The 23,256-nt window shown below is 69.1% G+C and carries 25 protein-coding genes and 1 riboswitch; of the genes, 15 read left to right on the top strand and 10 right to left on the bottom strand.

The features are described 5' to 3' along the window. Positions 1–6: 6 nt before the first annotated feature. Positions 7–819 (bottom strand): alpha/beta fold hydrolase, encoded by an 813-nt coding sequence (locus Q1B24_RS04675; RefSeq protein WP_299923917.1) that lies wholly within the window; start codon positions 817–819, stop codon positions 7–9. Positions 820–899: 80 nt separating this feature from the next. Between Q1B24_RS04675 and Q1B24_RS04680 the strand changes: the two genes are divergently transcribed. After that, complete coding sequence (locus tag Q1B24_RS04680) at positions 900–1,373, top strand: hypothetical protein (protein WP_299923920.1); 474 nt, start codon at positions 900–902, stop codon at positions 1,371–1,373. Positions 1,374–1,412: 39 nt separating this feature from the next. After that, complete coding sequence (locus Q1B24_RS04685; RefSeq protein ID WP_299923923.1) at positions 1,413–2,648, top strand: TIGR00300 family protein; 1,236 nt, start codon at positions 1,413–1,415, stop codon at positions 2,646–2,648. A gap of 33 nt (positions 2,649–2,681) precedes the next feature. Here the strand turns inward: Q1B24_RS04685 and Q1B24_RS04690 are convergent, their stop codons facing one another. Continuing rightward, positions 2,682–3,623: an ROK family protein gene (locus Q1B24_RS04690; protein ID WP_299923925.1), complete on the bottom strand. Its 942-nt coding sequence runs from the start codon at positions 3,621–3,623 to the stop codon at positions 2,682–2,684. Positions 3,624–3,790: 167 nt separating this feature from the next. Here Q1B24_RS04690 and Q1B24_RS21830 point away from each other — a divergent pair, with 167 nt between their 5' ends. After that, positions 3,791–4,258, top strand: coding sequence for a TadE/TadG family type IV pilus assembly protein (locus Q1B24_RS21830; protein WP_366916425.1), 468 nt, complete (start codon positions 3,791–3,793; stop codon positions 4,256–4,258). Continuing rightward, a complete protein-coding gene (locus tag Q1B24_RS04695; protein ID WP_299923927.1) occupies positions 4,255–5,400 on the top strand; it encodes a pilus assembly protein TadG-related protein in 1,146 nt (381 codons plus the stop codon). Before Q1B24_RS21830 ends, Q1B24_RS04695 begins: the two co-directional genes overlap by 4 nt. Positions 5,401–5,439: 39 nt before the next feature. On the opposite strand, the gene Q1B24_RS04700 is transcribed toward Q1B24_RS04695, so the two are convergent. From Q1B24_RS04700 to Q1B24_RS04710, 3 genes are read right to left on the bottom strand one after another with little or no spacing between them, the layout of a single operon-like run. Next, positions 5,440–5,823 carry a hypothetical protein gene (locus Q1B24_RS04700; protein WP_299923930.1) on the bottom strand — a complete coding sequence of 128 codons (384 nt, stop codon included), beginning with the start codon at positions 5,821–5,823 and terminating at the stop codon, positions 5,440–5,442. After that, on the bottom strand, positions 5,820–7,019 hold the full coding sequence (locus tag Q1B24_RS04705; RefSeq protein ID WP_299923932.1) for an ArsA family ATPase: 1,200 nt from the start codon (positions 7,017–7,019) through the stop codon (positions 5,820–5,822). Before Q1B24_RS04705 ends, Q1B24_RS04700 begins: the two co-directional genes overlap by 4 nt. Before the next feature lie 14 nt (positions 7,020–7,033). Further along, positions 7,034–7,471, bottom strand: a complete 438-nt coding sequence (locus tag Q1B24_RS04710) for an SRPBCC family protein (RefSeq protein ID WP_299923935.1) — start codon at positions 7,469–7,471, stop codon at positions 7,034–7,036. Positions 7,472–7,590: 119 nt separating this feature from the next. Between Q1B24_RS04710 and Q1B24_RS04715 the strand changes: the two genes are divergently transcribed. The 10 genes from Q1B24_RS04715 (at position 7,591) to Q1B24_RS04760 (ending at position 18,726) form a co-directional block, all read left to right on the top strand. Further along, complete coding sequence (locus Q1B24_RS04715) at positions 7,591–9,387, top strand: long-chain fatty acid--CoA ligase (protein WP_299923938.1); 1,797 nt, start codon at positions 7,591–7,593, stop codon at positions 9,385–9,387. Between the two features lie 246 nt (positions 9,388–9,633). Continuing rightward, on the top strand, positions 9,634–10,389 hold the full coding sequence (cpaB, locus tag Q1B24_RS04720) for a Flp pilus assembly protein CpaB (protein ID WP_299925094.1): 756 nt from the start codon (positions 9,634–9,636) through the stop codon (positions 10,387–10,389). Beyond that, positions 10,386–11,627, top strand: a complete 1,242-nt coding sequence (locus Q1B24_RS04725) for an AAA family ATPase (protein ID WP_299923941.1) — start codon at positions 10,386–10,388, stop codon at positions 11,625–11,627. The genes cpaB and Q1B24_RS04725 overlap by 4 nt, the downstream gene beginning before the upstream one ends. A gap of 263 nt (positions 11,628–11,890) precedes the next feature. Further along, entirely contained in the window at positions 11,891–13,093 is a 1,203-nt protein-coding gene (locus Q1B24_RS04730) for a CpaF family protein (RefSeq protein ID WP_299923944.1), read from the top strand. Then, positions 13,090–14,982: a type II secretion system F family protein gene (locus Q1B24_RS04735; RefSeq protein WP_299923947.1), complete on the top strand. Its 1,893-nt coding sequence runs from the start codon at positions 13,090–13,092 to the stop codon at positions 14,980–14,982. The genes Q1B24_RS04730 and Q1B24_RS04735 overlap by 4 nt, the downstream gene beginning before the upstream one ends. A 34-nt stretch (positions 14,983–15,016) precedes the next feature. Beyond that, a complete protein-coding gene (locus Q1B24_RS04740; RefSeq protein ID WP_299923950.1) occupies positions 15,017–15,910 on the top strand; it encodes a type II secretion system F family protein in 894 nt (297 codons plus the stop codon). Positions 15,911–15,918: 8 nt separating this feature from the next. After that, the gene (locus Q1B24_RS04745) at positions 15,919–17,490 is read left to right on the top strand and encodes a histidine kinase (protein WP_299923953.1); all 1,572 of its coding nucleotides are present in this window, start codon (positions 15,919–15,921) and stop codon (positions 17,488–17,490) included. Beyond that, positions 17,465–18,112, top strand: a complete 648-nt coding sequence (locus tag Q1B24_RS04750) for a response regulator transcription factor (protein WP_299923957.1) — start codon at positions 17,465–17,467, stop codon at positions 18,110–18,112. The genes Q1B24_RS04745 and Q1B24_RS04750 overlap by 26 nt, the downstream gene beginning before the upstream one ends. Positions 18,113–18,289: 177 nt before the next feature. Continuing rightward, entirely contained in the window at positions 18,290–18,472 is a 183-nt protein-coding gene (locus tag Q1B24_RS04755) for a Flp family type IVb pilin (protein ID WP_299923960.1), read from the top strand. Between the two features lie 83 nt (positions 18,473–18,555). Then, positions 18,556–18,726, top strand: coding sequence for a Flp family type IVb pilin (locus Q1B24_RS04760; RefSeq protein WP_299923963.1), 171 nt, complete (start codon positions 18,556–18,558; stop codon positions 18,724–18,726). A gap of 111 nt (positions 18,727–18,837) precedes the next feature. Here the strand turns inward: Q1B24_RS04760 and Q1B24_RS04765 are convergent, their stop codons facing one another. After that, positions 18,838–19,299: a hypothetical protein gene (locus Q1B24_RS04765; RefSeq protein ID WP_299923966.1), complete on the bottom strand. Its 462-nt coding sequence runs from the start codon at positions 19,297–19,299 to the stop codon at positions 18,838–18,840. Here Q1B24_RS04765 and Q1B24_RS04770 point away from each other — a divergent pair, their 5' ends adjacent. Next, a complete protein-coding gene (locus tag Q1B24_RS04770; RefSeq protein ID WP_299923969.1) occupies positions 19,300–19,560 on the top strand; it encodes a hypothetical protein in 261 nt (86 codons plus the stop codon). It begins immediately after the preceding gene. Between the two features lie 526 nt (positions 19,561–20,086). Here the strand turns inward: Q1B24_RS04770 and Q1B24_RS04775 are convergent. From Q1B24_RS04775 to Q1B24_RS04790, 4 genes are all read right to left on the bottom strand, one after another. Further along, on the bottom strand, positions 20,087–21,013 hold the full coding sequence (locus Q1B24_RS04775; RefSeq protein ID WP_299923972.1) for a C40 family peptidase: 927 nt from the start codon (positions 21,011–21,013) through the stop codon (positions 20,087–20,089). A gap of 96 nt (positions 21,014–21,109) precedes the next feature. Continuing rightward, positions 21,110–21,269: riboswitch (cyclic di-AMP (ydaO/yuaA leader) on the bottom strand. Positions 21,270–21,387: 118 nt separating this feature from the next. After that, positions 21,388–21,594, bottom strand: coding sequence for a hypothetical protein (locus Q1B24_RS04780; RefSeq protein WP_268112511.1), 207 nt, complete (start codon positions 21,592–21,594; stop codon positions 21,388–21,390). Between the two features lie 67 nt (positions 21,595–21,661). Next, positions 21,662–22,903 (bottom strand): NYN domain-containing protein, encoded by a 1,242-nt coding sequence (locus Q1B24_RS04785; protein ID WP_299923979.1) that lies wholly within the window; start codon positions 22,901–22,903, stop codon positions 21,662–21,664. A 10-nt stretch (positions 22,904–22,913) separates the two neighbouring features. Next, positions 22,914–23,189, bottom strand: a complete 276-nt coding sequence (locus Q1B24_RS04790) for a hypothetical protein (protein ID WP_299923982.1) — start codon at positions 23,187–23,189, stop codon at positions 22,914–22,916. Positions 23,190–23,256 lie beyond the last annotated feature (67 nt).

Below are 23,256 nucleotides of genomic sequence, written 5' to 3' on the forward strand. Positions count from 1 at the left end.
CCGAGACTATCCCTGCTGCTGGGCGGTGACCCGCTCGATGAACTCGGCGGACTCGGCGAAGATCCGCGGGGCGTCGTTGTCGAGGGTGGCGACGTGGTAGCTGTCCTCCAGCACCCGCTCCTCGAAGTCCTTCGACGACAGGCCGGCATTGATCGCCTTGGAGGACGAGATGTCCGCCACGTGGTCGACCTTCGAGCGGAAGTAGAGGACCGGGATCGTGATCCGCGGCAGGTCCCGCCGCAGCTCGACCCAGCCGGCGGACATCTCCGCGGCGGCCTTGAGCGGGATGTAGGGATAGGCGATCTCGTCCATGCCGGGCTTCTTGATGTCGTTCCTGATCCCGGGGAAGGCGGGCACCACGTGCTTGAGCACGGGCAGGAGCACCGCGTCCTTGCGCATCGTGTCGAGCGCCGCGTTGACGATGACGACGCCGGCGAGGTCCTCACCGTGGTCCGCGGCGAGCCGCAGGCACAGGGCCCCGCCCAGGGAGAGGCCGACGGCCACCACGGCGTCGTTCTCGGCGGCGAGCTTGTCGAGGGCGCCCTCGACGGTGGCCACCCAGTCGGCCCAGGTGACCTTGTTCATGTCCTGCCAGCGGGTGCCGTGGCCGGGCAGCAGCGGCATCTCGACGGCGTACCCGCGTGCCGCCAGGTGCTCGGCCCACGGCCGCATCGACGCCGGGCTGCCGGTGAAGCCGTGCTGGACGAGTACGCCGATGCGCCGGCCGCCGGTCAGCTCGGGCTGCGCGGGCGTGGACATGGGTGCGACCAGCGTCGGGTCGAGGGGTGCGGCCTGCGCGCCGCGGAACGGGATCCTCACGGGCACAGTGTGCACCAGGACCGGCCGCCGTGGCGGTCGTCACGAGACGGCGTTCACGTGCTGCCGCTACCGTGGTCAACGTGAGTCGCCCGGAGGACGAGAGCCGCACCGAGCTCGCGTGGCGCGAGATCGTGGAGAACTTCGGCGAGCGTGCCGTCCTCGACGACCCGCCGTCCTCCTCCGAGGCACCCGCGACCACCTCCGACGACGCCCCGTCGGACGCTCCCGCCACCCTCTCCCCGACCGACCTGCCGGAGCACCTGCGCGACGACGACGAGGTCGAGCGGCGCGAGCAGGCGATCGCCGAGGCCGAGCGCTTCAAGCCGCCGCCGGCACCCCCCTTGCCCGTTCCGCGCACGTGGGAGCGCGGCCTGGCCTGGGCCGGCATCTTCGTGGCGCCGGTGATCGCGCTCGTCATCGGGCTGCTCTCGATCTACGTCCACCCCCTCGTCGGGTGGGCACTGGTCGGGTGGTTCGTCGGCGGCTTCGCCTACCTTGTCTTCGTGATGCCCAAGGCGCCCCGCGACCCCTGGGACGACGGCTCCCGGATCTGACCCGCCCGCAAGACATCTCCCAGGCGTAGGGTCACGGGGGTGGGTGCGCGGGAGACGGTCGAGGTCACGGGGCACCTCATGGACAGCGGAATCCTGTCGCGCGTCCTCGACGACATCCGCGAGTACGGCGGGGACTTCGTCATCGAGGAGTTCGACGTCGGCCGTGACGCGCACGACCCCAGCAGCGCCCGCATCACCGTCGAGGCCCCGGACTACGAGGCGCTCCAGCGCCTGCTGATGCGCCTGCAGACCCGCGGGGTCAACCAGCTCTCCCACGGCGATGCCGCGGTCGCGACCGCCGACCAGGACGGCGTGCTGCCCGACGGGTTCTACGCGACGACCAACCTCGAGACGCAGGTGCGACTGGGCGGTCGGTGGTACGACGTGGACAACCCCGAGATGGACTGCGGGCTCGTCGTCGAGCAGGCGACGTCCGGTGATGTACGGGTGCGGACGGTGCCCCTGTCGGACGTCGTGCGCGGCATGGGCATCGTGGTGGGCGCGGCCGGGATCCAGGTGACGGTGCCCAGTCACCGCCCCTCCGCCGAGACGGTCGCTTCGTTCCACGGGGAGCACGACCCCGAGCGTCCGCAGACGGTGCTGGTCCGGCAGGTGGCCGACGGGATGCGGCACGCGCGCGCGGCGGGCAAGCGGCTGCTGTGGGTGGCCGGGCCCGGCCTCGTCCACGCCGGCGGCGTACCGGCCATGGTGGCCCTCGTGCGGGGAGGCTGGGTCGACCTCCTCTTCGCCGGCAACGCGATGGCCGCCCTCGACGTCGAGACCGCCCTCTTCGGCGCCAGCCCAGAGAGCAACGCCCCGCCGGGTCACGAGCACGGCCACGAGCACCGGGTCCGGGCGGTCAACACCATCCGCAAGGCCGGCTCGATCGAGCGAGCGGTCCGTGACGGCGTGCTGCCCAGCGGGGTGATGCGCGCACTCGTCACCGAGGGAAAGCGCTTCGTCCTCGTCGGCTCCGTCCGCGACGACGGGCCCCTCCCCGAGGTCCACACGGACGTGGTCGAGGGCCAGCGCGCGATGCGTGCCGAGATCCACGACATCGGTTACTGCCTGATGATGGCGACCCAGCTGTACGCCGTCGCCACCGGCAGCCTCCTCCCGGCGTCCGTGCCGCTGGTCTGCGTGGACATCAACCCGGCCATGGTCACCCGGCTCGCCGACCGGGGCACCGGCCAGGGCCGCGGCATCGTCACCGACGTCGGGCTGTTCCTCGAGCAGCTCGCGCTCGAGCTGGTGCCGGACTACCGCCGGGGCTAGACCTGCCGCTGGTCGAGGAAGGACGGAGTCCTGTCACGAGACCAGAAGAGCGGCCCCGATCATCCCGGCCCGGGGGCCGAGCTCGGCCGCGACCACACCCGGGATGCGGCGGTGCTCGGCGCCGACGAGCGTACGCCGCAGCGCGTCCCGTGCCGGCTCGAGCAGCCGGTCACCCGCGGACGAGACGCCACCGCCGATGACCACGACCTCGGGGTCCAGCGCGGCCACGAGGTTCGCCACCCCGACGCCGAGCCAGTGGCCCACTGACGCAAAGGCCCGGTGGGCAACGAGGTCTCCCTGCTCCGCCGCGCTGGTGACCATCGGCCCGGTGATCTGCTCCGGGTTGCCATCAGTCATGTCATTGAGGACCGACGGCTGCTCGACCATCAGGGCGCGGGCGTTGCGGACCAGCGCGTTGCCCGACGAGTACTGCTCCCAGCAACCCCGCCGACCGCACTCGCACGGTTGCCCGTCGGGCACCACCTGCATGTGTCCGAACTCCCCCGCCATCCCGTTGGCGCCGCGGACCACCCGGCCGTCCAACAGCACCGCGCCTCCGATACCGGTGCCCATGGTGACCATCAGCGCTGAGCCAGCGCCGCGGGCCGCGCCGTAGCGGGCCTCCGCGCGGGCCGCGCAGTTGGCGTCGTTGTCGAGGCCGACCGGGCAGCCGAGTCGGCCCTCCAGCAGGTCCTTGAGCGGCTCGCCCTGCCACGGGAGGTGGGGTGCGAACATGACCCGCTCCCCCGCCGAGTCGACGAACCCGGCTGCCGCCACACCCACTCCGACGAGGGACTCGCCTCCTGCGGCCTCCACGATGGCCTCGACGAGTGCGTCCTCGACCCGGCTCGTCACCACGCGACGTCCCGGCGTCGTACGCAGCGCCGTGTGGGACACCCGTCCCTCGTCATCGACCACGCCAGCCAGCACCTTGGTGCCACCGATGTCGACCCCGACGACTACGCCCTCGTTCACGGGCCTCATCTTGGCGCACGGCACGACCCATGGCCCGATCGGCTGATTCGTCTAGTCACTTCGAGCCATCTTGCGTCACGCACGGTCAAGAGTGTCGTCAAACCAGCGACACCCGAGACCGACACCTCCTACCGTGACGGACGGACACCTCGGGGAAAGGGGATCTCATGCGCTGGCGCTCACGCACCGACCGTCGTACCGAACGGGGTGCTGCCGCGGTCGAGTTCGCCCTGGTGCTACCCCTTCTCATGGCCGTACTCGTTGGCATCATCAACTTCGGGTTCCTCTTCGCGCAGGACCTCGCGCTGTCGAACGCAGCGCGACAAGCTGCGCGCTTCGGGGTCATCGCAGGTCGAACGTGCGATGCCGTGAAGACCGAAGGGGTCGGAGCAGCGAGTGGGCTCATCACGGACCTCGCGACGTCACACGTGGCAGTCGACCTAGTGACGCCGGCGCCGTCCACCACGACCGCGTGCCTGGGGACCGCCGAGGCGTGCAAAGGAGCACCGATCGGTTCCAACGTCGAGGTCACCATGACTTACCCCGCGAGGGTGATGATTCCGAACTTTATCCCAGGTCTGGGCTCCACCAGGACGCTCACTGGTAAGGGAGTCTTCCGATGCGAGTTCTCGTGAAGCGGACTGCCTCTGAGGACGGAATCGTCGCGGTCGTCGTCGCCGTATCGTGTGCGTTCCTACTAGTACTCGGCGCCATGGTCGTAGATCTCGGCCAAGCCTACGTGAACAAGCGCGACGCACAGAACGCCGCTGACGCCGGGGCGCTGGCTGCTGCCAGCGTCTTCAAGGAGGAAGGTGGACTCTGCGCCACCCTGGTGGGCAACTCAACTCTGCAGACCAAGGCGAAAACCGCCGCCGAGGCGATCGTGCAGAAGAACCTTCCCGGAGGTACTCCCGTCTTTCCACACAGCCCCAAGATTGCCGTGTGTGATGGCGACACGTTGGAGGTCGAGCTGGGCGTCAGCTACGACTCGCCCGTTGGCCTCGGCCAGGTGGTACCCGGGCAGGGCGACACCATTAACGTCGACCGCAGCGCGACCGCAGCGCTGAGTCGCGCGCAAGCCGCCGTCGGAAGCCTGCGCCCTTGGATGGTCTGCGGGGCACAAATCCCGACCGGGACCTTCCCCTCGAATGTGACACCCGTCGGACTTCCTGGCAACGGCCACATTCCCTCGGACCCTGACTGCGTCAACCCGAACAAGCCGGGCGATTGGTGGCGCACCACTTGCTTCAACGGAGGGGGCTCTCACGGGGAGACGTACAACAACATCATCAACGGATGCGAGGAGGTGACCATCGTTCCGGGGCAGACCGCCACTCACACCCCGGCCGAGCGGTCTACGTACCTTCGCTCCAAGTGCGGTCCCGAGTCCACATACTGCCTGGCGGACGACACAGGGCGCGATGTGAAGACGATGGACAAGGCGTGGGACACGCTCCTCGGCAAAACCTTCGCCATGCCCATCTTTTGCAGCGATAAGGATTGCTCACCCACGTCGGTGACCAAGGGCGGTAACTGGCCGGTCTGGAAGATTGCCGCGGTGACACTGTGCGGTTATGCCATGAAGGGCAAGCGGTCCGCCACCGCCCTCCCCGCCGGTGACTGCACGACGAGGAACGCCGGGAGCTGGACGCCGATGTCAGCATTTGGGGACAAGGACGACATCGGCTTCCTGCTGGTCTTCCAAGGAATCATCGACGTGAACGCTCCGACAACCACCATTGACACTGGCACAGCGTCGGTCCGCCTAGTCGAGTAGTGAGTCCCGCGCTTCGACCAGGGCAGACTGGACGCCTCGTCACGTGCCCTCGGGCCAGTCGTCTGCGAGGTCGATGTGCTCGACGTCGTCCGTGCCCGGGGAAGCGTGCGGAGAAGTCGCGAGGAACGCCGCAGCCGCCTGTGCGAGCGAGGTCGCCGCAGCGGTCAGATGACCGGTGACCTCAGGGCTGACCTGCCGCACAGCGCTGATCGCGCGGCACAGGGGGCACACCGTGCACTCAGCCGCGCCGGTCGCGAGGTGGTCGTCGAGATCGTGCGCGGAGGTCGCTGCGTGCGACGCGAGGCCCGCCAGCCCGTCCCCGGCCTCGGTCGCGTGCTCCCGTGCCCATCCGGACAGGGCGCCGAGGAGCTTGGCCGCCTCCTCCCCCAGGGAGCCGACGTCGTCGGGTTCGGCGTCGGTCACAGGGCCCCCTCGGACAGGTCGGTGGTCGCGGCAGCGGGCTCGGCGAAGCGGACCTGCACCTGCCCGTTACGCACCCGCGCCCCCACCACGCGGTGCCGAGCGAGGCCGGACGGCAGCGTCAGGAGCCGACGGTAGGACGCGACAGAGACGATGAGCTCGTCGCCCTTGCGGACGAGGTCGACGTCGTCCTGTGCTGCCAGCGGCAGCGGGAGGGACAGCACGAGGCCGCCCGCCGTCGTGCGGACGGACATGGGTGGTGCGGACGCGCCGCGCGCGAGCGGGTCAGAGTCGTCGTACACCGACTCCGCGAGGTCGAGCAGCTCGTCGCGCCCGACCGGCTCGCTCGCGCGGTAGACCGACGTCCTGAGCTCGAGCCCGGCGAAGGAGTCGGCGGCGTCCTCGAGCTGACGACGCTGTGCATCGACCCAGGTCCGCCGCCACTCGTCTGCGCCCTCGTCGGGGAAGACGCGGTTCACGATGGCGGCGTCGACGCTGTAGCCGAAGAGAGTCAGGAAGGTGTATGCCCGCCGGGCCTCGGCCAGCACCACCGACTCGGGCGTGAGGACCAGACGGACCGAGGTCTCGGGCCCGGTCAGCACCGTGCGTACGTCGTCCAGATCGGCGTGGAGCCGCTCGATCGCGTCGAACACCGAGTCCTCGGGCATCGGCACGCCCGCCGCCCGGCTCAGCACGGGCTTGAGCGCCTTGACGACGCGCCGCTCGACCGGGAGGACGCGGGTCATGTACCACCCGAGCGCCTCGGGAAGGGCGAGCAGGCGCAGCGTCTCGGCGGTCGGTGCGCAGTCGACGACCAGCACGTCCCACTCGCCCGACCTCGCCTGCGTGCGGACCTCGAGGAGGGCCAGCACCTCCTCTGCCCCGGGAATGACCGTCAGCTCCTCGGCGGCGATCGGGTCCACACCGGCCACATCGAGCACGCTGAGGAGGTAGCCCTGGATGTCGGCCCACGACCGCTCGAACCGGCTCTGGGCGTCGACGTGCTGGACCCACAGGTTCGCCGCGGCCTCGGTCGGCTCGGACGTGGCCGGCACGTCCAGGGCGTCGGCCAGGGAGTGCGCGGCGTCGGTGGACAGCACGAGCGTCCGGTGACCGGCCGCTGCGCTGGCGCAGGCCGTGGCTGCGGCGAGCGTGGACTTGCCCACCCCGCCCTTGCCGGTGAACAGCAGGATCCGCATGCCCGGACCGCGCGTCAGAGCGTCTCGACGCGCTTCTTGAGGCCCTTCAGCGCGGCATCGATGAGGATCTTCTCACCCTTGCGCTTCAACATGCCGATCAACGGGATGGTCACGTCGAGCGCGAGCCGATAGGTCACCTCGGTGCTTCCGTCGCCACGGTCGACCAGCGTGTAGGTGCCGTCGAGCGCGCGCAGCATCTTGCCCTGGGCGAGGGTCCAGGTGACCTCGCGGTCACCGTCCCAGTCGTAGGCGAGGGTGTACTCGTCCTTGATCGGCGCGACGTCGAGCTCGAAGTAGACCTGCTCGGCCCGGTCGCCGGCCCCCGGCTCCACGATCTCGGCCTTCTGCACGCCCTTGGCCCACTCGGGGTAGGACTCGAAGTCGGCGATGACGGCCATCACGTCGGCCGGAGGAGCGTCGACGACGATCGACGAGGAGGTCTGTTCGGCCATGGCCGGAGCCTAGCCCACGGCGCGGACGGCACCGGGCCGGTGGCACCGCGCGTACGCCACCCCCGAGATCGGGCGATAGCCTGCCGATCGCAGTCCACCACGCTCCAGGAGGTTCCATCGTGCGGGAGTTCTCGACGCCGCTCTCCATCACCATCCCGTCCACGGGGAACCTCACCGACGACGTCGTCACCAACGGCCGCGACCACGCGGACACCGTGGTGTTCAGCCGTCGCACGGACGAGGGGTGGGCCGACGTCACCGCGGGCACGTTCCTCGACGAGGTGCAAGCGGTCGCCAAGGGGCTCATCGCCGCCGGCGTGGAGGTCGGCGACCGGGTCGCCCTGCTGTCGAAAACCCGCTACGAGTGGACGCTCCTCGACTACGCCATCTGGTTCGCCGGGGGCGTCACCGTGCCGATCTACGAGACCTCCTCGGCGGAGCAGATCGGCTGGATCCTCCAGGACTCCGGCGCCCGCGCCCTCGTGGCCGAGGGCTCGGACCACCTCGCCCGGGTCCGCGAGGCCCGCCGGTCCGGCGACCTCGCCGAGCTCCAGCACGTGTGGTCGCTGCAGGACAACGCGGTCGACGTGCTCGGTCGCCTCGGCTCCGACATCTCCGACGACGTGCTCGACCAGCGGCGTACGGCGGCGACGCCGCTCGACCTGGCGACGCTCATCTACACCAGCGGCACGACCGGCAAGCCCAAGGGCTGCATGCTCACCCACGGCAACTTCATGTTCGAGCTGGGTGTGGCCGTCGACGAGCTGCAAGAGCTGTTCGACAGCCACCGCGCCTCGACGCTGCTCTTCCTGCCGCTGGCCCACGTCTTCGCGCGCATCATCCAGATCGGTGCAGTCAAGAGCCGCGCGCGGCTCGGGCACAGCGCCGACATCAAGAACCTGGTGACCGATCTGGGCGAGTTCGAGCCGACCTTCATCCTCGCCGTCCCGCGGGTCTTCGAGAAGGTCTTCAACAGCGCCTCGCAGCGGGCGACGGCCGACGGTCGCGGCAAGATCTTCGACCGTGCGGCGGACGTCGCGATCGCGTGGTCCCGGGCGTCGGACGGCAAGCGGGTGCCGGTGCGCCTGCGCGCGCAGCACGCGCTCTTCGACCGCCTGGTCTACGGCAAGCTGCGCCAGGCACTCGGTGGCAGCTGCACGTACGCCATCTCGGGCGGCGCGCCTCTTGGCGACCGGCTCGGCCACTTCTACCGCGGCATCGGCCTCACGGTGCTCGAGGGCTACGGCCTCACCGAGACGACCGCCGCCCTCTCCGTCAACCTCCCCGATGCCACGAAGATCGGGACCGTCGGTCGCCCCCTGCCCGGCACGAGCGTGCGGGTCGCCGACGACGGTGAGCTCCTCTTCCGCGGTGGCCAGGTCTTCGCGCGCTACTGGCGCGACGAGGACGCCACGGCCGAGACCATCGACCGCGACGGCTGGTTCCACACCGGCGACGTCGGCGAGGTCGACGACGAGGGCTTCGTCCGCATCACCGGCCGCAAGAAGGAGATCCTCGTGACCGCCGGCGGCAAGAACGTCGCACCGGCCGTCCTGGAGGACCGCCTCCGGGCACACGCCCTCGTCGACCAGTGCCTCGTCGTCGGGGACGGCCAGCCGTTCATCGGCGCCCTGGTCACGATCGACCGGGAGACCTTCCCCGCGTGGGCGGAGCAGCACGGCAAGTCCTCCGACGTCGCAGACCTGATCGACGACGTCGACCTGGTCGCCGAGGTCCAGGACGCCGTCGACGAGGCGAACAAGGCAGTGTCGAAGGCCGAGTCCATCCGCAAGTTCACGATCCTGCCCGGCGAGTGGACCGAGGAGGGCGGCCAGCTCACCCCCAGCCTCAAGCTCAAGCGCCGCGTCGTGATGCGCGAGTCCCGCGACGAGATCGAGGCGCTGTACCTCGGATGACCATGCCGACGGGCTAGACCGTGACTAGGCAGAACTAGTCCCTTATGACTACGCGAACGTCATTAACGGGTGGTTTGCTCGGTTTAGCCTCCGGCCGTGCGGTGCCGGCCCTAAATTCGCAGTCGCTGGGTTGGGCGTCGGGGCCTCCCCAAGCCTGTTGCCCGGCGCTCCGTTGTGCGAATCGGACCTGACGTTCGGTTCCCCGAATCAAAGGACTGCCCCATGGCTCGCCGTTCCGTTCTTCTCATGGTGGCCGTGCTGATCGCCCTGGTTGGCACTGCGTTGATCGTCGTCTACGTCCAGGGCATCGATGCTCGAGCAGCCGAGGGCCAAGAGCTCGTGGAGGTCCTCGTCGCCACCGAGGCGTTGGAGGCGGGTGAGTCCGTCTCAGCCGCTCAGGAAAGTGGCAAGTTCGACGCTAAGGACGTGCGGCGCGAGGACGTCGTCGACGGCGCGCTGTCCTCGACCAGCGCCATCTCCGACCTGGTCGCGACCGGACCGATCTATCCGGGAGAGCAGCTGATCGCCAAAAAGTTCGGAACGCTGGGCGACACCGACTCGCTGGTGATCCCGGACGACAAGATGGCCATCTCGATCGAGCTCACCGACTTCGAGCGGGTGGCTGGGTTCGTCAATCCTGGCAATGACGTTGCCATCTTCGCCACGGCCACATCGCCTGTGTTGATCTCTCCTAACGGCGACGAACAGAAGCGCGGCGACTGGACCCGGATCGTCCTGCCACGCGTGCCGGTCGTTGGTGTGGGTACAACCAGCGTGACGTCGCGGACGACCGAGACCGATGAGGGTGAGCAAGTCACCGAGGAGGTCCCAAGGACGATTCTCACCATTGCTGTCACCCAGGCGGAAGCGGAGAAGCTGATCCATTCCGACCGCACGACGGACTTGACGTTCGCGCTCCTGACCGATGACTCGGCCTCCCGTGACGAGCCGGGTGTGGGATTGGCTGGAGTGATGCCCGATCTCGGTCGAGCACAGCCATGACCACCATCCTCGAACCGGACGCATCGCAGGCCAGCGTCCTTCAAGCCATGCTTCACGGCTCGTCGGCCTTCGGAGACATGGAAGCCCTGCGGTCGCACCTGCGGGACACGCCCAACGAGTTCGCCGTCGTGATCGGCCCTTCCGTCGCTGCAGAGTTCGCAGCCGAGTTCGCTCAGTGGGCGCGAGTCCAACGACCGGACCTAGGCGTCATCCTGTTGCGCGAGACGGTGGACAGCTCTGCACTAGCCCTGGCGTTGCGAAGTGGCATGCGCGAGGTGGTGCAGGCGCGTGACCTGGCGGGCGTGACCACGGCGGTGCAGCGCGCGCGGAGTGTGGCAAGCGCCATCGGTCAGACCCTGATGGACGAGGCGCAGGCGGCAGCGGACGCCGCCAAGGCCCAGGTGGCCGCCGAGGCGGCCGCAGCGCAGGCAGCGGCAGACGCCCCGGTGGGCCAGCTCCACACGGTGTTCTCCACCAAGGGAGGCGTCGGCAAGAGCCTGGTCGCCACCAACGTCGCCGTGGCCATGGCGGATGCGGGCCACCGGGTGTGCCTCGTCGACCTCGACGTCAACAGCGGCGACGTCGCCATCATGCTCCAGCTGAACCCCACCCGGACGATCAACGACCTCGTCGGATTCAGCGGGGTGATCGACGACGGAGCCATCGACTCGGTCCTGACCAAGTACTCCGACAACCTCTCGATCGTCGCGGCTCCCATCCGACTCGACAGCCTCGAGCAGGCGACGGCCGAGGACGTGGGCCGACTGCTCGATGCCCTCAAGCTTCGCTTCGAGGCCGTCGTAGTCGACACCTCCGGCGTCTTCGACGATCACGCCCTCACCGCACTCGACCGCAGCGACACGATCGTCCTCGTCGGGACACTCGACATCCCCGCGCTCAAGGGCCTCAAGCTGGCGATCAACACGCTCGAGCTGCTGAACTTCACCAAGGAGTCCTGGAAGTTCGTCCTCAACCGCGCCGACGGCCGCGTAGGCCTGTCTGTGGACGAGTACGAGTCCACGTTGGGCCTCGAGGCGAACGCCACGCTGGTGTCGGCCAACGAGGTGCTCAACGCAGTCAATCGCGGCGAGCCGCTCGTACGGGCCTTTGCCAGCCACCAGAACAGCAAGACCCTGGCGCGTTTCGCTGCCACTCTCGCTCAGTCGTCCTCGACCTCCGACACCTCATCCGACCACGGCGGTCGCAAGGCCGGCCGTCTCCGCCGCAGGAAGGGCTGATCATGGGCCTCAGCGATCGTCTAGCAGCAGCGACACGTCTCGGTGCCGGGGCGGGCGACACCACTGCCGAGCAGCGGCCCGACCCTGGCGCACCGGCCAGCAGCGGCGGAGACGGCGGCGGCTCAGCGGTGACGTCGAGTTCCAGTCTGGCTGCGCGGCGCAAGCAGAAGGAACCGACCGGCGTCGACCCGTTCCGCGACCTCAAGCGGATCGTGCATGCGCGTCTCGTCGAGTCGATCGGACCGAAGCTATATGACGCGAACATGACGCAGTCCGAGCTGGAGCAGCAGGTGCGACTGGCTCTTCAGACGACGCTTGCCGACACCGACATGCCGATGACGTCGGCCGACCGGACCCGGATCGCCCAGGAGATCGCCGACGACATCCTCGGCTACGGTCCGATCGAGCCGCTGCTGCGCGATCCGGACCTGTCCGAGGTCATGGTGAACGCCTACGACAGCATCTACATCGAGCGCAGCGGCAAGCTCGTGAAGACCGGGACGTCGTTCTCGGACGAGGCTCATCTGCGCCGCACCATCGACAAGATCGTCGGCAAGATCGGCCGACGCGTGGACGAGACCAGCCCGATGGTGGACGCCCGGTTGCCGGACGGCAGCCGCGTGAACGCCATCATCCCCCCACTCGCCCTGGACGGCTCCAAGCTCACCATTCGCAAGTTCTCCGAGGACCCGTACACGGTCGAGGACCTCATCAGCTTCGGCACGTTGACCCGGCAGTCCGCCGACCTCCTGGCCGGTTGCGTGAAGGGTCGGTTGAACATCTTGGTCTCGGGCGGAACTGGCGCCGGCAAGACCACCACGCTCAACGTCCTGTCTTCCTTCATCCCCGACGACGAACGCATCGTCACCATCGAGGACGCCGCCGAGCTCCGGCTCGTCCAGGATCACGTGCTGCGCCTGGAGTCCCGTCCCGCCAACATCGAGGGCAAGGGCGCGGTGACCATTCGCGACCTGGTCAAGAACTCGTTGCGCATGCGACCCGACCGGGTCGTCGTCGGTGAGATCCGTGACGCGGCCGCACTGGACATGCTGCAGGCGATGAACACCGGTCACGACGGCTCGATCTCCACTCTCCACGCCAACACCCCACGTGACGCGTTGTCACGTCTGGAGACCATGGTGCTGATGGCCGGTATGGACCTTCCGGTGCGTGCCATCCGCGAGCAGGTGGCCAGCGCGGTGGATCTCATCATCCAGCAGACCCGCCTGAAGGACGGCACGCGTCGCATCACCGCGATCACCGAGATCGTGGGCATGGAGGGCGACATCATCACCACCCAGGACGTGTTCCTCTTCGACTACGCCGCAGGCATGGACGAGATGGGCAAGTTCAAGGGCGGTCTCGTCTCCACCGGTCTCCGCCCACGATTCATCGAGCGACTCCAGGACCACGGCGTCCACATGGACCCGGCGATCTTCGCCGCCACCGTAGGCAGTCGCCGATGAGCGGCCTCGCGTTGCGCCTCTCCGGCGTGGCAGCCGCGGTGGCAACGCTTGTGCTGTCAGTCCCGGGCGCAGCGTCTGCCGAGGATGAGATCACCATTGATCACGTCGAATCCAGCGAGTCGGGGGTCGACCTCATCCTCTCGGTCGACCAGCTGCCCGGCGGTGCTGACGTCGACGAGGACTCGGTCGAGGTGAGCGTGGACGGTCGTGCCGTCGACGCGACGGTCAAGACCGTCGCGGCCGGCGACGTCGAGCGCTCCACGATGCTCGTGCTCGACGCGAGCAATAGCATGCAGCGCGGTGGCAAGTTCGAGGCCGCGAAGGGCGCTGTCGACGCCTACCTGGCCGCGGCGCCCGCCGACGTGCGTATCGGCCTTGTCGCGTTCGCAGGGAAGGTGACCACGACCGTCGAGCCGACGACTGACCACGACGCGGTGACCGCGGCGCTCGACAGCATCACGCTCAAACGGGGAACGAGCGTCTACGACGGGATCGCGGCCGGCATGGCGGCGTTGGGCGACGAGGGCGCCAGGTCCGTCCTGGTCCTGTCGGACGGTGCTGACACCAGCAGCACGACGACGCTGGACGTCCTGTCGCGGCAAGCGGCGGACGCCGAGGTGGTGGTGGACGTCGTCTCGCTCGCGGAGGACGCTCGGGCCGCCGAGCTGGCGTCACTCGCCGAGGCAACGCAGGGCGGCGTCTTCCCGGCCGACCCGGCGGCGCTGTCGGCGGTCTTTGGTGAGCAGGCGGACGCGCTGTCGAAGCAGCTCCTCATCTCCTTCGCGCCCCCGCGCGACGTGACAGCCGACGCATCCGTCGACGTGGCACTCACCTCACAGGGGCAGGCCTACCACGACTCGACCCTCGTGGCCTTCGCCGACCCTGGCACCGAGCTCGATGTCGTTGACTCGGGCAAGGCGCTCGTGAGTCGGCCCGTCATGCTCCTGGGCGCCCTCGCCCTCGCAGTCGGGCTTGGTGGACTTCTGGCGACAGTACTGGTCGGCGCGTCCGACACCAGGTCCGGCACCCAGCGCCGACTGGACGTCTACTTCGGTGAGAACAAGTCGAAGGGCGGTCGGCGCGGGGCGTCGGCGACGGACCTGAAGGGATCCGCCGTCGCAGTCGCGGACAGAGTCGTCTCGGCAGATCTCGAGACCCGGATCTCCCAGCGTCTCACCGGCGCGGGATCGGGACTCACGGCAGCGGAATGGCTCCTGCTCCACACGGGCATTGCCGTCGGCTCGGCCATGGCGGGCTTCCTGTTCGGCGGTGGGACGCTGGCCATGGTGGGGCTCGTGCTCGGCGCTGTCCTTCCCTGGGTCTATCTCAGGTTTCGCCACAAGCGCCGGCTCAACAGGTTCAACGCCAACCTCGCGCAGTCGCTCGGCCTCATCGCTGGTGGACTCCAGGCCGGGCTGTCGCTGCCGCAGGCGGTCGACACCGTCGTCCGGGAAGGCAACGAACCCATTGCCGGGGAGTTCAAGCGCGCGCTCATCGAGCAGCGGCTGGGCGTCGACATCACTGACGCGCTGGAAGGCGTCGGGGAACGGATGGAGAGCCAGGACTTCGCGTGGGTCGTCATGGCGATCCGCATCCAGCGGGAGGTCGGCGGAAACCTCGCAGAGATCCTGCACACCGTGTCCGACACCCTTCGCGAACGTGAGTACCTCCGCCGCCAGGTCAAGGCCCTCAGCGCTGAGGGACGGATGTCCGCATACCTCCTGGCGGCCCTCCCGGTCGGCATGTTCGGTTACATGATGATGGCCAACCGGGAGTACGTGGAGCCGCTCTACACCACGACAATGGGGTGGGGCTTCCTGGCCGCTGCGGGGTTCCTCCTCGGACTCGGCGGCTTCATGATGTCCAAGATGGTCAAGGTGGAGGTCTGACATGTCCCCGATCCTCCTGCTCGGTGCGGGGCTGGTGTTCCTCGCCGGCACGCTTGCCCTGTCCCTCATCGGCGTCGTAACCACCGAACGCCGAGGCGTGGCCCGATCCGTGGCTGCCATCAACGCGCTCGGCTCGGCGCCGGACGTGCTCAAGGAGGAGCTCGAGCGGCCCTTCAGCGAGCGCATCCTCGCACCGCTGGGTGATCGGTTCGTCGGCCTCGGCCGCAAGTTCGTCCGCGCTGACACGGCTACCAAGCTTCAGCACCGTCTGGACATCGCCGGAAACCCCACAGGCTGGGACGTCAACCGGATCCTCGGGCTCAAGGTGCTGGGCCTTGGCGTGTTCGGCGTCCTCGGCTTCCTCTACCTGTCCGCCGCTGGGTGGCCGTTCGTGAAGGTGGTCCTGGCGACAGCCGCTGCCGCGGCCTTCGGCTACGTGCTGCCCAACATCTTGCTCTACAACGCGGGCCAGAAGCGTGAGAGCCTGATGCGGAAGGCACTTCCTGACGCGCTCGACCTCCTCACCGTCTCGGTGGAGGCCGGCCTCGGCTTCGACTCTGCGGTGGGACGAGTCGCACGCAACACCGAAGGACCGCTGTCGCAGGAGTTCCAGCGTCTCTTGCAGGAGATGCAGATCGGCCGTGGCAGAGTGGAGGCCATGCGCGGCATGGCCGAACGTTCTTCGCTGGACGACCTCCGCTCGTTCTGCACCTCGATGGTCCAGGCTGACAGCCTGGGCATCCCGATCGGTCGCGTGCTCCGCGTCCAGAGCCAGGAGATGCGGACGAAGCGTCGGCAGCGAGCCGAGGAGAAGGCCCAGCAGGTGCCGGTCAAGATCATGGTGCCGCTCGTGCTCTTCATCCTGCCGTGCCTCTTCCTTGTCATCATGGGGCCAGCTGCGATCGGCATCATGGAATCGTTCAAGTAGGGAGAACCTTGACGCCGCCTCTGGCCGAGACATCCCTGACCGGCCCCCAGCTGCGCACGTGGCGCACCACCACGGCCGTCCGGGTGTTCGCATTGGCCCTCTGCACGGGCATGGCGATCAGCGAGAGTGCCTTCGCACTGTCGTTCCCCATGCTCGTGGTCCTGGGGTCCGTGGCGGCAGCCACATCCACGTTGGACTGGTCGACGCGCACCCACACGAGCCACTGGTACGCCGTCGCCGAGACGGTGGCTGTGACCGCCTTGCTGGTCGCCACAGATTCGACGTCACAGATCGCGCCGTACCTGGCGGTGCCGATCGTGGTTGCCGGCGTCCGTCACGGGCCGGTGACGACCGTCAACGTCACCCTGTTGTCGGTCCTCACCGCAGCGGCCATCTTCGCCGTCGACCCCGACGACACGTGGCAGCGCACCCTTGCCGGGCTTGTGTGGCTCGCCATCGGTCTAGGAGTGGGACTGCTCGCAAGCTGGCAGTCTCGCTCGATTCGCGATCTCTCCGCGCGACAGGCCCCCTACGCCGATGCTCATCAGCTGATGGAACGCGTCCACCAGCTTGCCAGCTCAGGATCTCTCGGACTCGACACCACCTCGTTGTCAACGGACCTCGACAGGGCCATGAAGGCGGCCACGCGCTGCGCCCGCTCGACGGTCTTCGTCCTCGAGCCCGACGGCGCACCGCGCGCACTGAACGGGGGCAAGGACGTCGAACGTCTGGCCAAGGAGATCGAGCTCCCCCTCTCCGAGCGCACTCCTGGAGCAGCCGTCATACCGCTGCGCGGGTCGCAGCAGCTGCTCGGCTACTGCGTCCTGGTCGGAGTGCCCCGATGGACCGCAGAGCTCGATGCCGCCGCCCTTCACGTGGCCGACGAGTTCGCCATGCGTCTCGACACCGCCGTCCTCTTCGACGAGGTGCGCAGCCTGGCGACGTCGGAGGAGCGCAACCGCATCGCTCGCGAGATGCATGACGGTGTTGCCCAAGAGATCGTCGGCCTGGGCTACCTGGTCGACGAAATCGCTTCGACGAGCGACCAGGAAGACACACGCGAGCTCGCCGCGGCGCTGCGAGCGGAGATCACCAGGCTCGTGTCGGAGATCCGATTCTCAATCTTCGATCTCCGCCACGAGGTGACCGACGGTCGACTGACCGCATCGCTCGCCGACTACGCACGCGGGGTTAGCCAGGCCAGCAATCTCCGATTGCACCTCTCCCTCGCCGAGTCCGGAAACCCGTTGCCTCCCAGGACAGCGACGCAGGTCCTCCGAGTGGCGCAGGAGGCGATCGGAAACGTACGCAAGCATGCGCAGGCCCAGAACTTGTGGGTCACGTTCCGCTCCGACGGTGAGGGCCTGCGCCTGATCGTGGAGGACGACGGGGTCGGAAAGGCCGAGCCGCGCGAGCTCCATTGGGGGCTCCAGACGATGCGTGAGCGCGCAGAGCGGGTCGGTGCACATCTGGAAGTCGTTTCACGACCGCGCGGCGGCACCGTCGTCCGCCTCCATTCGCCCGCCGTCCGCGCGTCAGGAAGTGAGATTGCCCATGGGCACCAGAGTGCTGCTGGTTGATGACCACGAGCTCATTCGTCAAGGTCTGGCTCGTGCGTTCGAGCGTGATGACGACATGGAGGTGGTCGGTCAGGCCGGCAGCGTCTCCGCAGGCATCTCGAGCTGGAACGACCTAGACCCAGATGTCGTCGTGACCGACCTCCAGATGCCTGACGGCAGCGGTCTCGACCTGGTGCGAGCCATCCGCGCCGAGAACCCGACCACGGGCCTGGTCGTCCTGACCATGCACGCGGGGGACGACCAGATCTTCGCGGCCATGGAAGCCGGTGCGTCCGCGTTCGTCGGCAAGGACACGAGCGCCGCGGACGTCGTTAGCGCCGCCAAGCACGCGGCCGTGGCTCCGCGGACGTTCCTGTGCGCGGGGCTGAGCGGCGCGATGATGCGCCGCGCAACGAATCCGGCACCCCCGAGGCTCTCCGCGCGTGAGAACGAGGTGCTGGGCCTCCTGGCCGACGGTCTGGGCACGAGCGAGATCGCTGGGCGCCTATACCTGAGCGAGTCAACGGCCAAGACGCACATCACGCACATCTACCAGAAGCTCGGCGCGGCAAACCGTGCGCAAGCACTGGTGACCGCCATGCGCATGGGCCTGCTCGACCACGCGTCCCCTCAGCGCTTCTGACTAGCCGATGCGGGCCGGATCGAGTCTCGTCGGGTGGTGACGAGATAGTCAGAAGGAACTACAGATGCGGGGCCGATCACCCGATTCGACAAGGCCGCAATCTCGGCAGACTTCTTCTCGACGGGTCCCCAAAAGGGCTCGGAACGAAGACTCAACACACTGACCCAAGGGGAAATCATGCTCGAGAAGTTCATCGCCTTCCAGCTCTTCATGACCGCCAAGCGTGACGAGGAGAAGGGCGCCACCGCCGTCGAGTACGGCCTGCTCGTCGCCCTCATCGCCGCCGTCATCGTCAGCGTGGTCGTGCTCCTCGGTGACAACATCGACGGCGCGTTCAGCACGGTCAACGACGAGCTCTGATTCGCCGCTAGCATCAATACGAAGCCGGCGCCGCACCAGTTGCGGCGCCGGCTTTGCCACAGAACGGGACGAGGTGAACTGCCATGGATCTCTACTCTCGCTTCGCGCCCAGGTCTCACGGCGATCGCGGCGCAACAGCTGTCGAGTACGCACTGCTCGTCAGCCTGATCGCTGCCGTGATCGCCTCAGTGGTCGCCCTCGTCGGCGGCAGCCTGTTGACCATCTTCAACGACACGCTCACCTGGCCCTGGTGACGCGGTCGCCGCGCAGTCCTGAGCTCTGACGTGTCTGGGGGCCCGGTCGGACGCGCTGGTTGCAGGTTGGCGGACACCCTCGGAGCGTCGAGAGCGAGGGACGTATCGCCCTCACCGGTCCGGGCCGCGCAGACGATCGCGCCACTCAGCGGTCAGGACGCGCACTGTGGGACCGACGCGGCGAAGGGCGCGGTCGACCGCAACCCCGCGTGATGCTGCCAGGTACACATCGAGCACCTTCTGCTCTCCCAGCCGCTCCGCGATGATCCGGCATGCCAGCCAGGCCTCCTCGTACCGCGCCTGCAGATCGCTGGCGCGCGTGTCGAAATCGGCCGCCGTCGGCAGAGCCTCCGGGATGCCGTCCCGCCTCGCCGCCTCGATGGCCCGACCGAGGGTGACACGGTCCGGCAGCCGGGTGTCGCGGAGAGCGACGTAGTCGGCGAACCCCTCGAGCAACCACGGCTCGACCGGCCTGCGCACGGCGTCCGTCGCTACGTGGACGAGCTCGTGGCTCATCACCACCTGCGCGCCCACGCGCCGCAGCCCTTCGGAGACGTCAGGGTTCACGAACACGTGGACGGGCCCCTCGACTTCGGACGCGCGCCCGACCGGCGCGGTCACCGCGGCGATGCCGGCGTACGTCCCGGGCTCGGCGCCGAGGGTCTCGTCGAGCTCCGCCGCGCTGGCGGGGACCTCGACCACGACGGGCGTCGACCAGCCCGGCATGACTCGGCGTACGACCTCGATCCCCCGCACGGCTCGGTCCAGGACATCCTGGACGTCGCGACGACCGCCGTCGACTGCCACCAGGACGTCGTCCGCACGTGCCACTGACATCCGCCCGCGCAGCCACAGCGGCAACCGACCGCCGTCTGCGGTGGGCGCCTCGAACCCCGCAATGCCGAGCCCCTCGCCGTGCGGAGCGAAGCGAACCGCAACATCACTGCGAGCTGGCTCGTCGTCGTACCCGCGCAGCCTCCAGGTCAGCTCTGCCACCCCGGTCCACGAGCCGTCCGGGGAAACGGTCCCCGCCTGGTCCACATACCGCGCGGTGACGGAGGTGAGGTCCAGCGAGTGGACGTTCACTGAAATGCCCGCCAGCAGTCTCTCTGCTGAGGCCACGTCAGGGGGCGCCAGCTGCTCCAGCGCCGCTCGATCACGGGTGTCGATGGCGTCGACGAAGGCGGCCAGGGCGGCCGCCGCCTCCGCCGGGCTCGCGCGGGGCGCCTCAGCGGGCCGCGGCGGCGCAACCTCCTGACGTCCGTCCCGCGTGAGGACGACGACCACCAGGACGACAGCGAGGGACAGCGAAAGGCCGGCCGCCCACAGGAGTGGACGACCGGCCTTCGAGGTCTGCGTGTCAGCCAGGACGGACCGCGCCGACGTAGGGCATCGAGTAGAGGCCCGAGACGGCGACGCCGGTGCCAGGGTTGGCGGCGTGCACGATCATGCCGTTCCCGATGTACATGCCGACGTGGCTGATCGGGCTGTAGTAAAAGACCAGGTCACCGGGCTGAAGGTCGCTCGCGGCGATGCGCGGGCCGGAGCTGAACTGGGCGCTGGAGGAGTGCGGGAGCGACACACCGGCCTGCGCCCACGCGCGCATGGTGAGGCCGCTGCAGTCGAACGCGCTCTCGCCCATCGCGCCGTAGACGTAGACGTCACCGACCTGCGCCATCGCGTACTGCACGGCGGCGGCAGCGCGGCCGGAGGCAGGGACGGTGACCGTGCTGGGCGCACGCGTCGTGGTGCCGCGCGAGGCCAGCACGCGGTCGCGCTCCTCGGCCTCGAGGTCGGCCAGCAGGTCCTTGGCCTCCGCGAGCTTGTCGTCGACCGTCTCCTTCTCGGCGCTCAGCTGGTCGGTGAGCGCCGCGATCTCCTTGGTGCGGGACGCGGTGGCCTCGCGCCGGATGTCGAGGGCTGCGAGCTCGGTGTCGTAGTCGGACAGCAGCGAGGCCTGGAGGTCGTTGAAGGACGACATCGTCGAGAGGGAGTCGAGGAACGCTCCCGGGTCGTCGGAGACGACGATCTGACCGACAGTCGAGATGCCCTCTCCCTCGAGCTGTCGGACGACCGCGTCGGAGACCTGGTCGCGGACGGCATCGAGACGCTCGTCCTGACGCTCCTGGTCGGCCTTGAGGCCGTTGAGGTCACTCCGCAGGTCGGCGAGGTCGAGCTTGGCGTCGTGGAGGCGCTCCTGCGCGGCCTCGGCCTCGTGGTAGAGGTGGTCGATGCGGACCTTGACGTCCTTGATGTCGGGGTCGGCCTGCGCAGGGGTGGCGGGCACGAATGAGATGGCAGCGATCGCGGAGAGACCAAGAACGGTCGCGCCAACTCGCTTGCGGGTGTGAGCCACGAGCGGGGGAACTCCTCGGGGTGTCGTACGCCTACCAGGTGAGCTGACGGGTTCGGCACGACTGGCCTACCACTGCTCCTCACGCCGCTCGCGCAGCGCACCTCACAGTGGATTCACCCCAGGGGGAAGTGTGGTTCCCCGGCTCGTCGACCACGGGTGATGCGGGGGCGTGGTCCACGACTCGGCGCGACGCCCGCGCGGGCCGGGTGACCCACTGCCACGGACGTCAGCCCACACCCTAAACCGCGCGTGGAGCCGTCGCCAATCTTCGGGCCAACTTGTGGGAAGTCGTGTCGCGCCGCGGCTCAGGCCGACTCGATGACCGGTCCGCTCACCGGCTCCACGAGCCTCAGGGGTGGGACCAGGCCGCCCGAGGCCAGCACGTCGAGCGCGGCCATCTCGTCGTCGTCGATAGTCAGCTCGGGCGGTGGGCCGAGGAGCACCGTCACCACGCAGTCGTGGCAGTGCAGGCCGCGCACCACGCAGGTGTCGCAGTCGATCCGTGTCGTCATGTCCCGAACGGTGACAGGAGCCACCGACAACGCCTCTGCGGCGTGTCGCGGACCGGCGGGTGTCGGGCTAGGAGCCGATGACGCCGAGCAGCGCCGGCGTCGGCACCGACCGCGCACCCGCTCGGACGATGTCGCGTGCCACCGCCTGGTCGTCGCTGACCACCACGACCACTCTCCCCCGCGGCTCCGCCGCCACGAGCTGGCGGATCACGTCGTCGGCGATGACGCCCTCTGGGCTGAACACCACGCGGACACCTCGTGGTGCGGGCATCGCCGTACGCGCGGTCGACTCCGCTGCGTCGAACACCACGGTGGTCTCCGCACCCGTCCTCGCAACCAGCGGTCCCAGCGCCGCGACCAGTCTGCTGCGCTGGGCCTCGAGGCTCGCGGTCGGCCAGCGTTGCTTGGTGACGTTGTAGCCGTCGATGATCAGTCGAGCGCGCGGCAGGACGAGGGTCTGCTCCAGCAGCGCCGGCGTCGCGGGCGCGCTGGAGGAGGGCGCCGCGTCGACACCCGCCAGGCTGGACTCGATGGCGTCGCCGGGGGTGCCGCTGACAGGCGGCAGGGCAAGCTCGCGCTGGAGCCCCGTCGCGGCATCGACGACCGCGTCGAGCAGGAGCCGGGCCCGGATGCTGGCCGTGTCGCGGTCGGACCGCGCGTCTCGGCGGCTGGCCGCGAGGCCCGACTCGGCCTCTTCCAGCTGCGCGCGCAGGCGTCGTACGTCTGCCTCCGCCGTGCGCATCGCCGTCTCGGCCGCCGCGGCGGCCTCGTCCCGGGCGGCGTACGCCGCGTCCCGCGCCTCCTCGGCTGCTCGGAGCACACCGCGGGCCTCCCCCAGCCTCTGGCGCAGCACCTTGTGGTCGGCCTTGGCGCGCTCGAGCTCGGCGCGGTGCTCGGCGCGTACGGCGGCGAGCTCGGCCTGCAGCGCGGCCACCTGTGCGGTCAGGCGGGCCTGTTCTGCGTGCGACTGCTCGTCGCGCGACTCGTCGACCTCGAGGGACTCGACGACCTCGGCCACGGCGGCCTCCCAGCCGTCGTCCCGGGCCAGCCAGGCACGAGCAGCGGCGTCGACCGGATCGTCCACAGACGCCTGCACCGCCGCGACCTGCACCGCCGCGTGCTCCCGAAAGGTGTCATCGTCGAGCGCAGCCCAGATCGCCCCGCCACCGAGCCTCGCACGACGGGCGGACGCGAAGCCTGCAACCTTCCGCAACGAGGGGGGAACGGGGCTGATCGAGGGCAGGACCGCCGAGACCAGGGCGACCACCCGCAGGCGCAGCCGCTCCGGCAGGGCCGCAGGGTCGGTCACGGTCGTTCCGTCACCCGGCGGCCGGGTCGGCGGACGAGTCGGCCGACGCACGGTCCACGACCTCGATGGCGTCACTTCGGCCGCACCAGCGGCAGGACACCGACTCCACCGCCTCGGAGAGCACCGTCTCCTCCTCGACCTGGTGGTCGCCGGCGAGGTCGAAGTGCCAGTACTCCGTCGTACGACGCGTGCGTGTCACGTCGAAGCGGGTGAGGTTTCCACAGCCAGCACAACGCCACCGCTCGCCGTCGCCGGGAACGCGGAGGGCGCTGGTCTGCTCGGGCACGGGGTCTCCTCGGGTCGTTGGTGGCGTCTGTCGTGAGGCGCGGTCAGCGTAGTCCGCGCGCCGTGGC

This window comes from uncultured Nocardioides sp. (assembly GCF_947488025.1).
In the GTDB taxonomy this organism is placed as follows: Bacteria; Actinomycetota; Actinomycetes; order Propionibacteriales; family Nocardioidaceae; genus Nocardioides.

Excerpts from the sequence above, each read along its gene's own strand:
- Q1B24_RS21830 (WP_366916425.1), top strand. The coding sequence starts at position 3,791 with ATGCGCTGGCGCTCACGCACCGACCGTCGTACCGAACGGGGTGCTGCC.
- Q1B24_RS04730 (WP_299923944.1), top strand. The coding sequence starts at position 11,891 with ATGACGCAGTCCGAGCTGGAGCAGCAGGTGCGACTGGCTCTTCAGACG.
- Q1B24_RS04755 (WP_299923960.1), top strand. The coding sequence starts at position 18,290 with ATGCTCGAGAAGTTCATCGCCTTCCAGCTCTTCATGACCGCCAAGCGT.
- cpaB (WP_299925094.1), top strand. The coding sequence starts at position 9,634 with ATGGTGGCCGTGCTGATCGCCCTGGTTGGCACTGCGTTGATCGTCGTC.
- Q1B24_RS04705 (WP_299923932.1), bottom strand. The coding sequence starts at position 7,019 with ATGCGGATCCTGCTGTTCACCGGCAAGGGCGGGGTGGGCAAGTCCACG.
- Q1B24_RS04710 (WP_299923935.1), bottom strand. The coding sequence starts at position 7,471 with ATGGCCGAACAGACCTCCTCGTCGATCGTCGTCGACGCTCCTCCGGCC.
- Q1B24_RS04735 (WP_299923947.1), top strand. The coding sequence starts at position 13,090 with ATGAGCGGCCTCGCGTTGCGCCTCTCCGGCGTGGCAGCCGCGGTGGCA.
- Q1B24_RS04725 (WP_299923941.1), top strand. The coding sequence starts at position 10,386 with ATGACCACCATCCTCGAACCGGACGCATCGCAGGCCAGCGTCCTTCAA.
- Q1B24_RS04750 (WP_299923957.1), top strand. The coding sequence starts at position 17,465 with ATGGGCACCAGAGTGCTGCTGGTTGATGACCACGAGCTCATTCGTCAA.
- Q1B24_RS04760 (WP_299923963.1), top strand. The coding sequence starts at position 18,556 with ATGGATCTCTACTCTCGCTTCGCGCCCAGGTCTCACGGCGATCGCGGC.
- Q1B24_RS04780 (WP_268112511.1), bottom strand. The coding sequence starts at position 21,594 with ATGACGACACGGATCGACTGCGACACCTGCGTGGTGCGCGGCCTGCAC.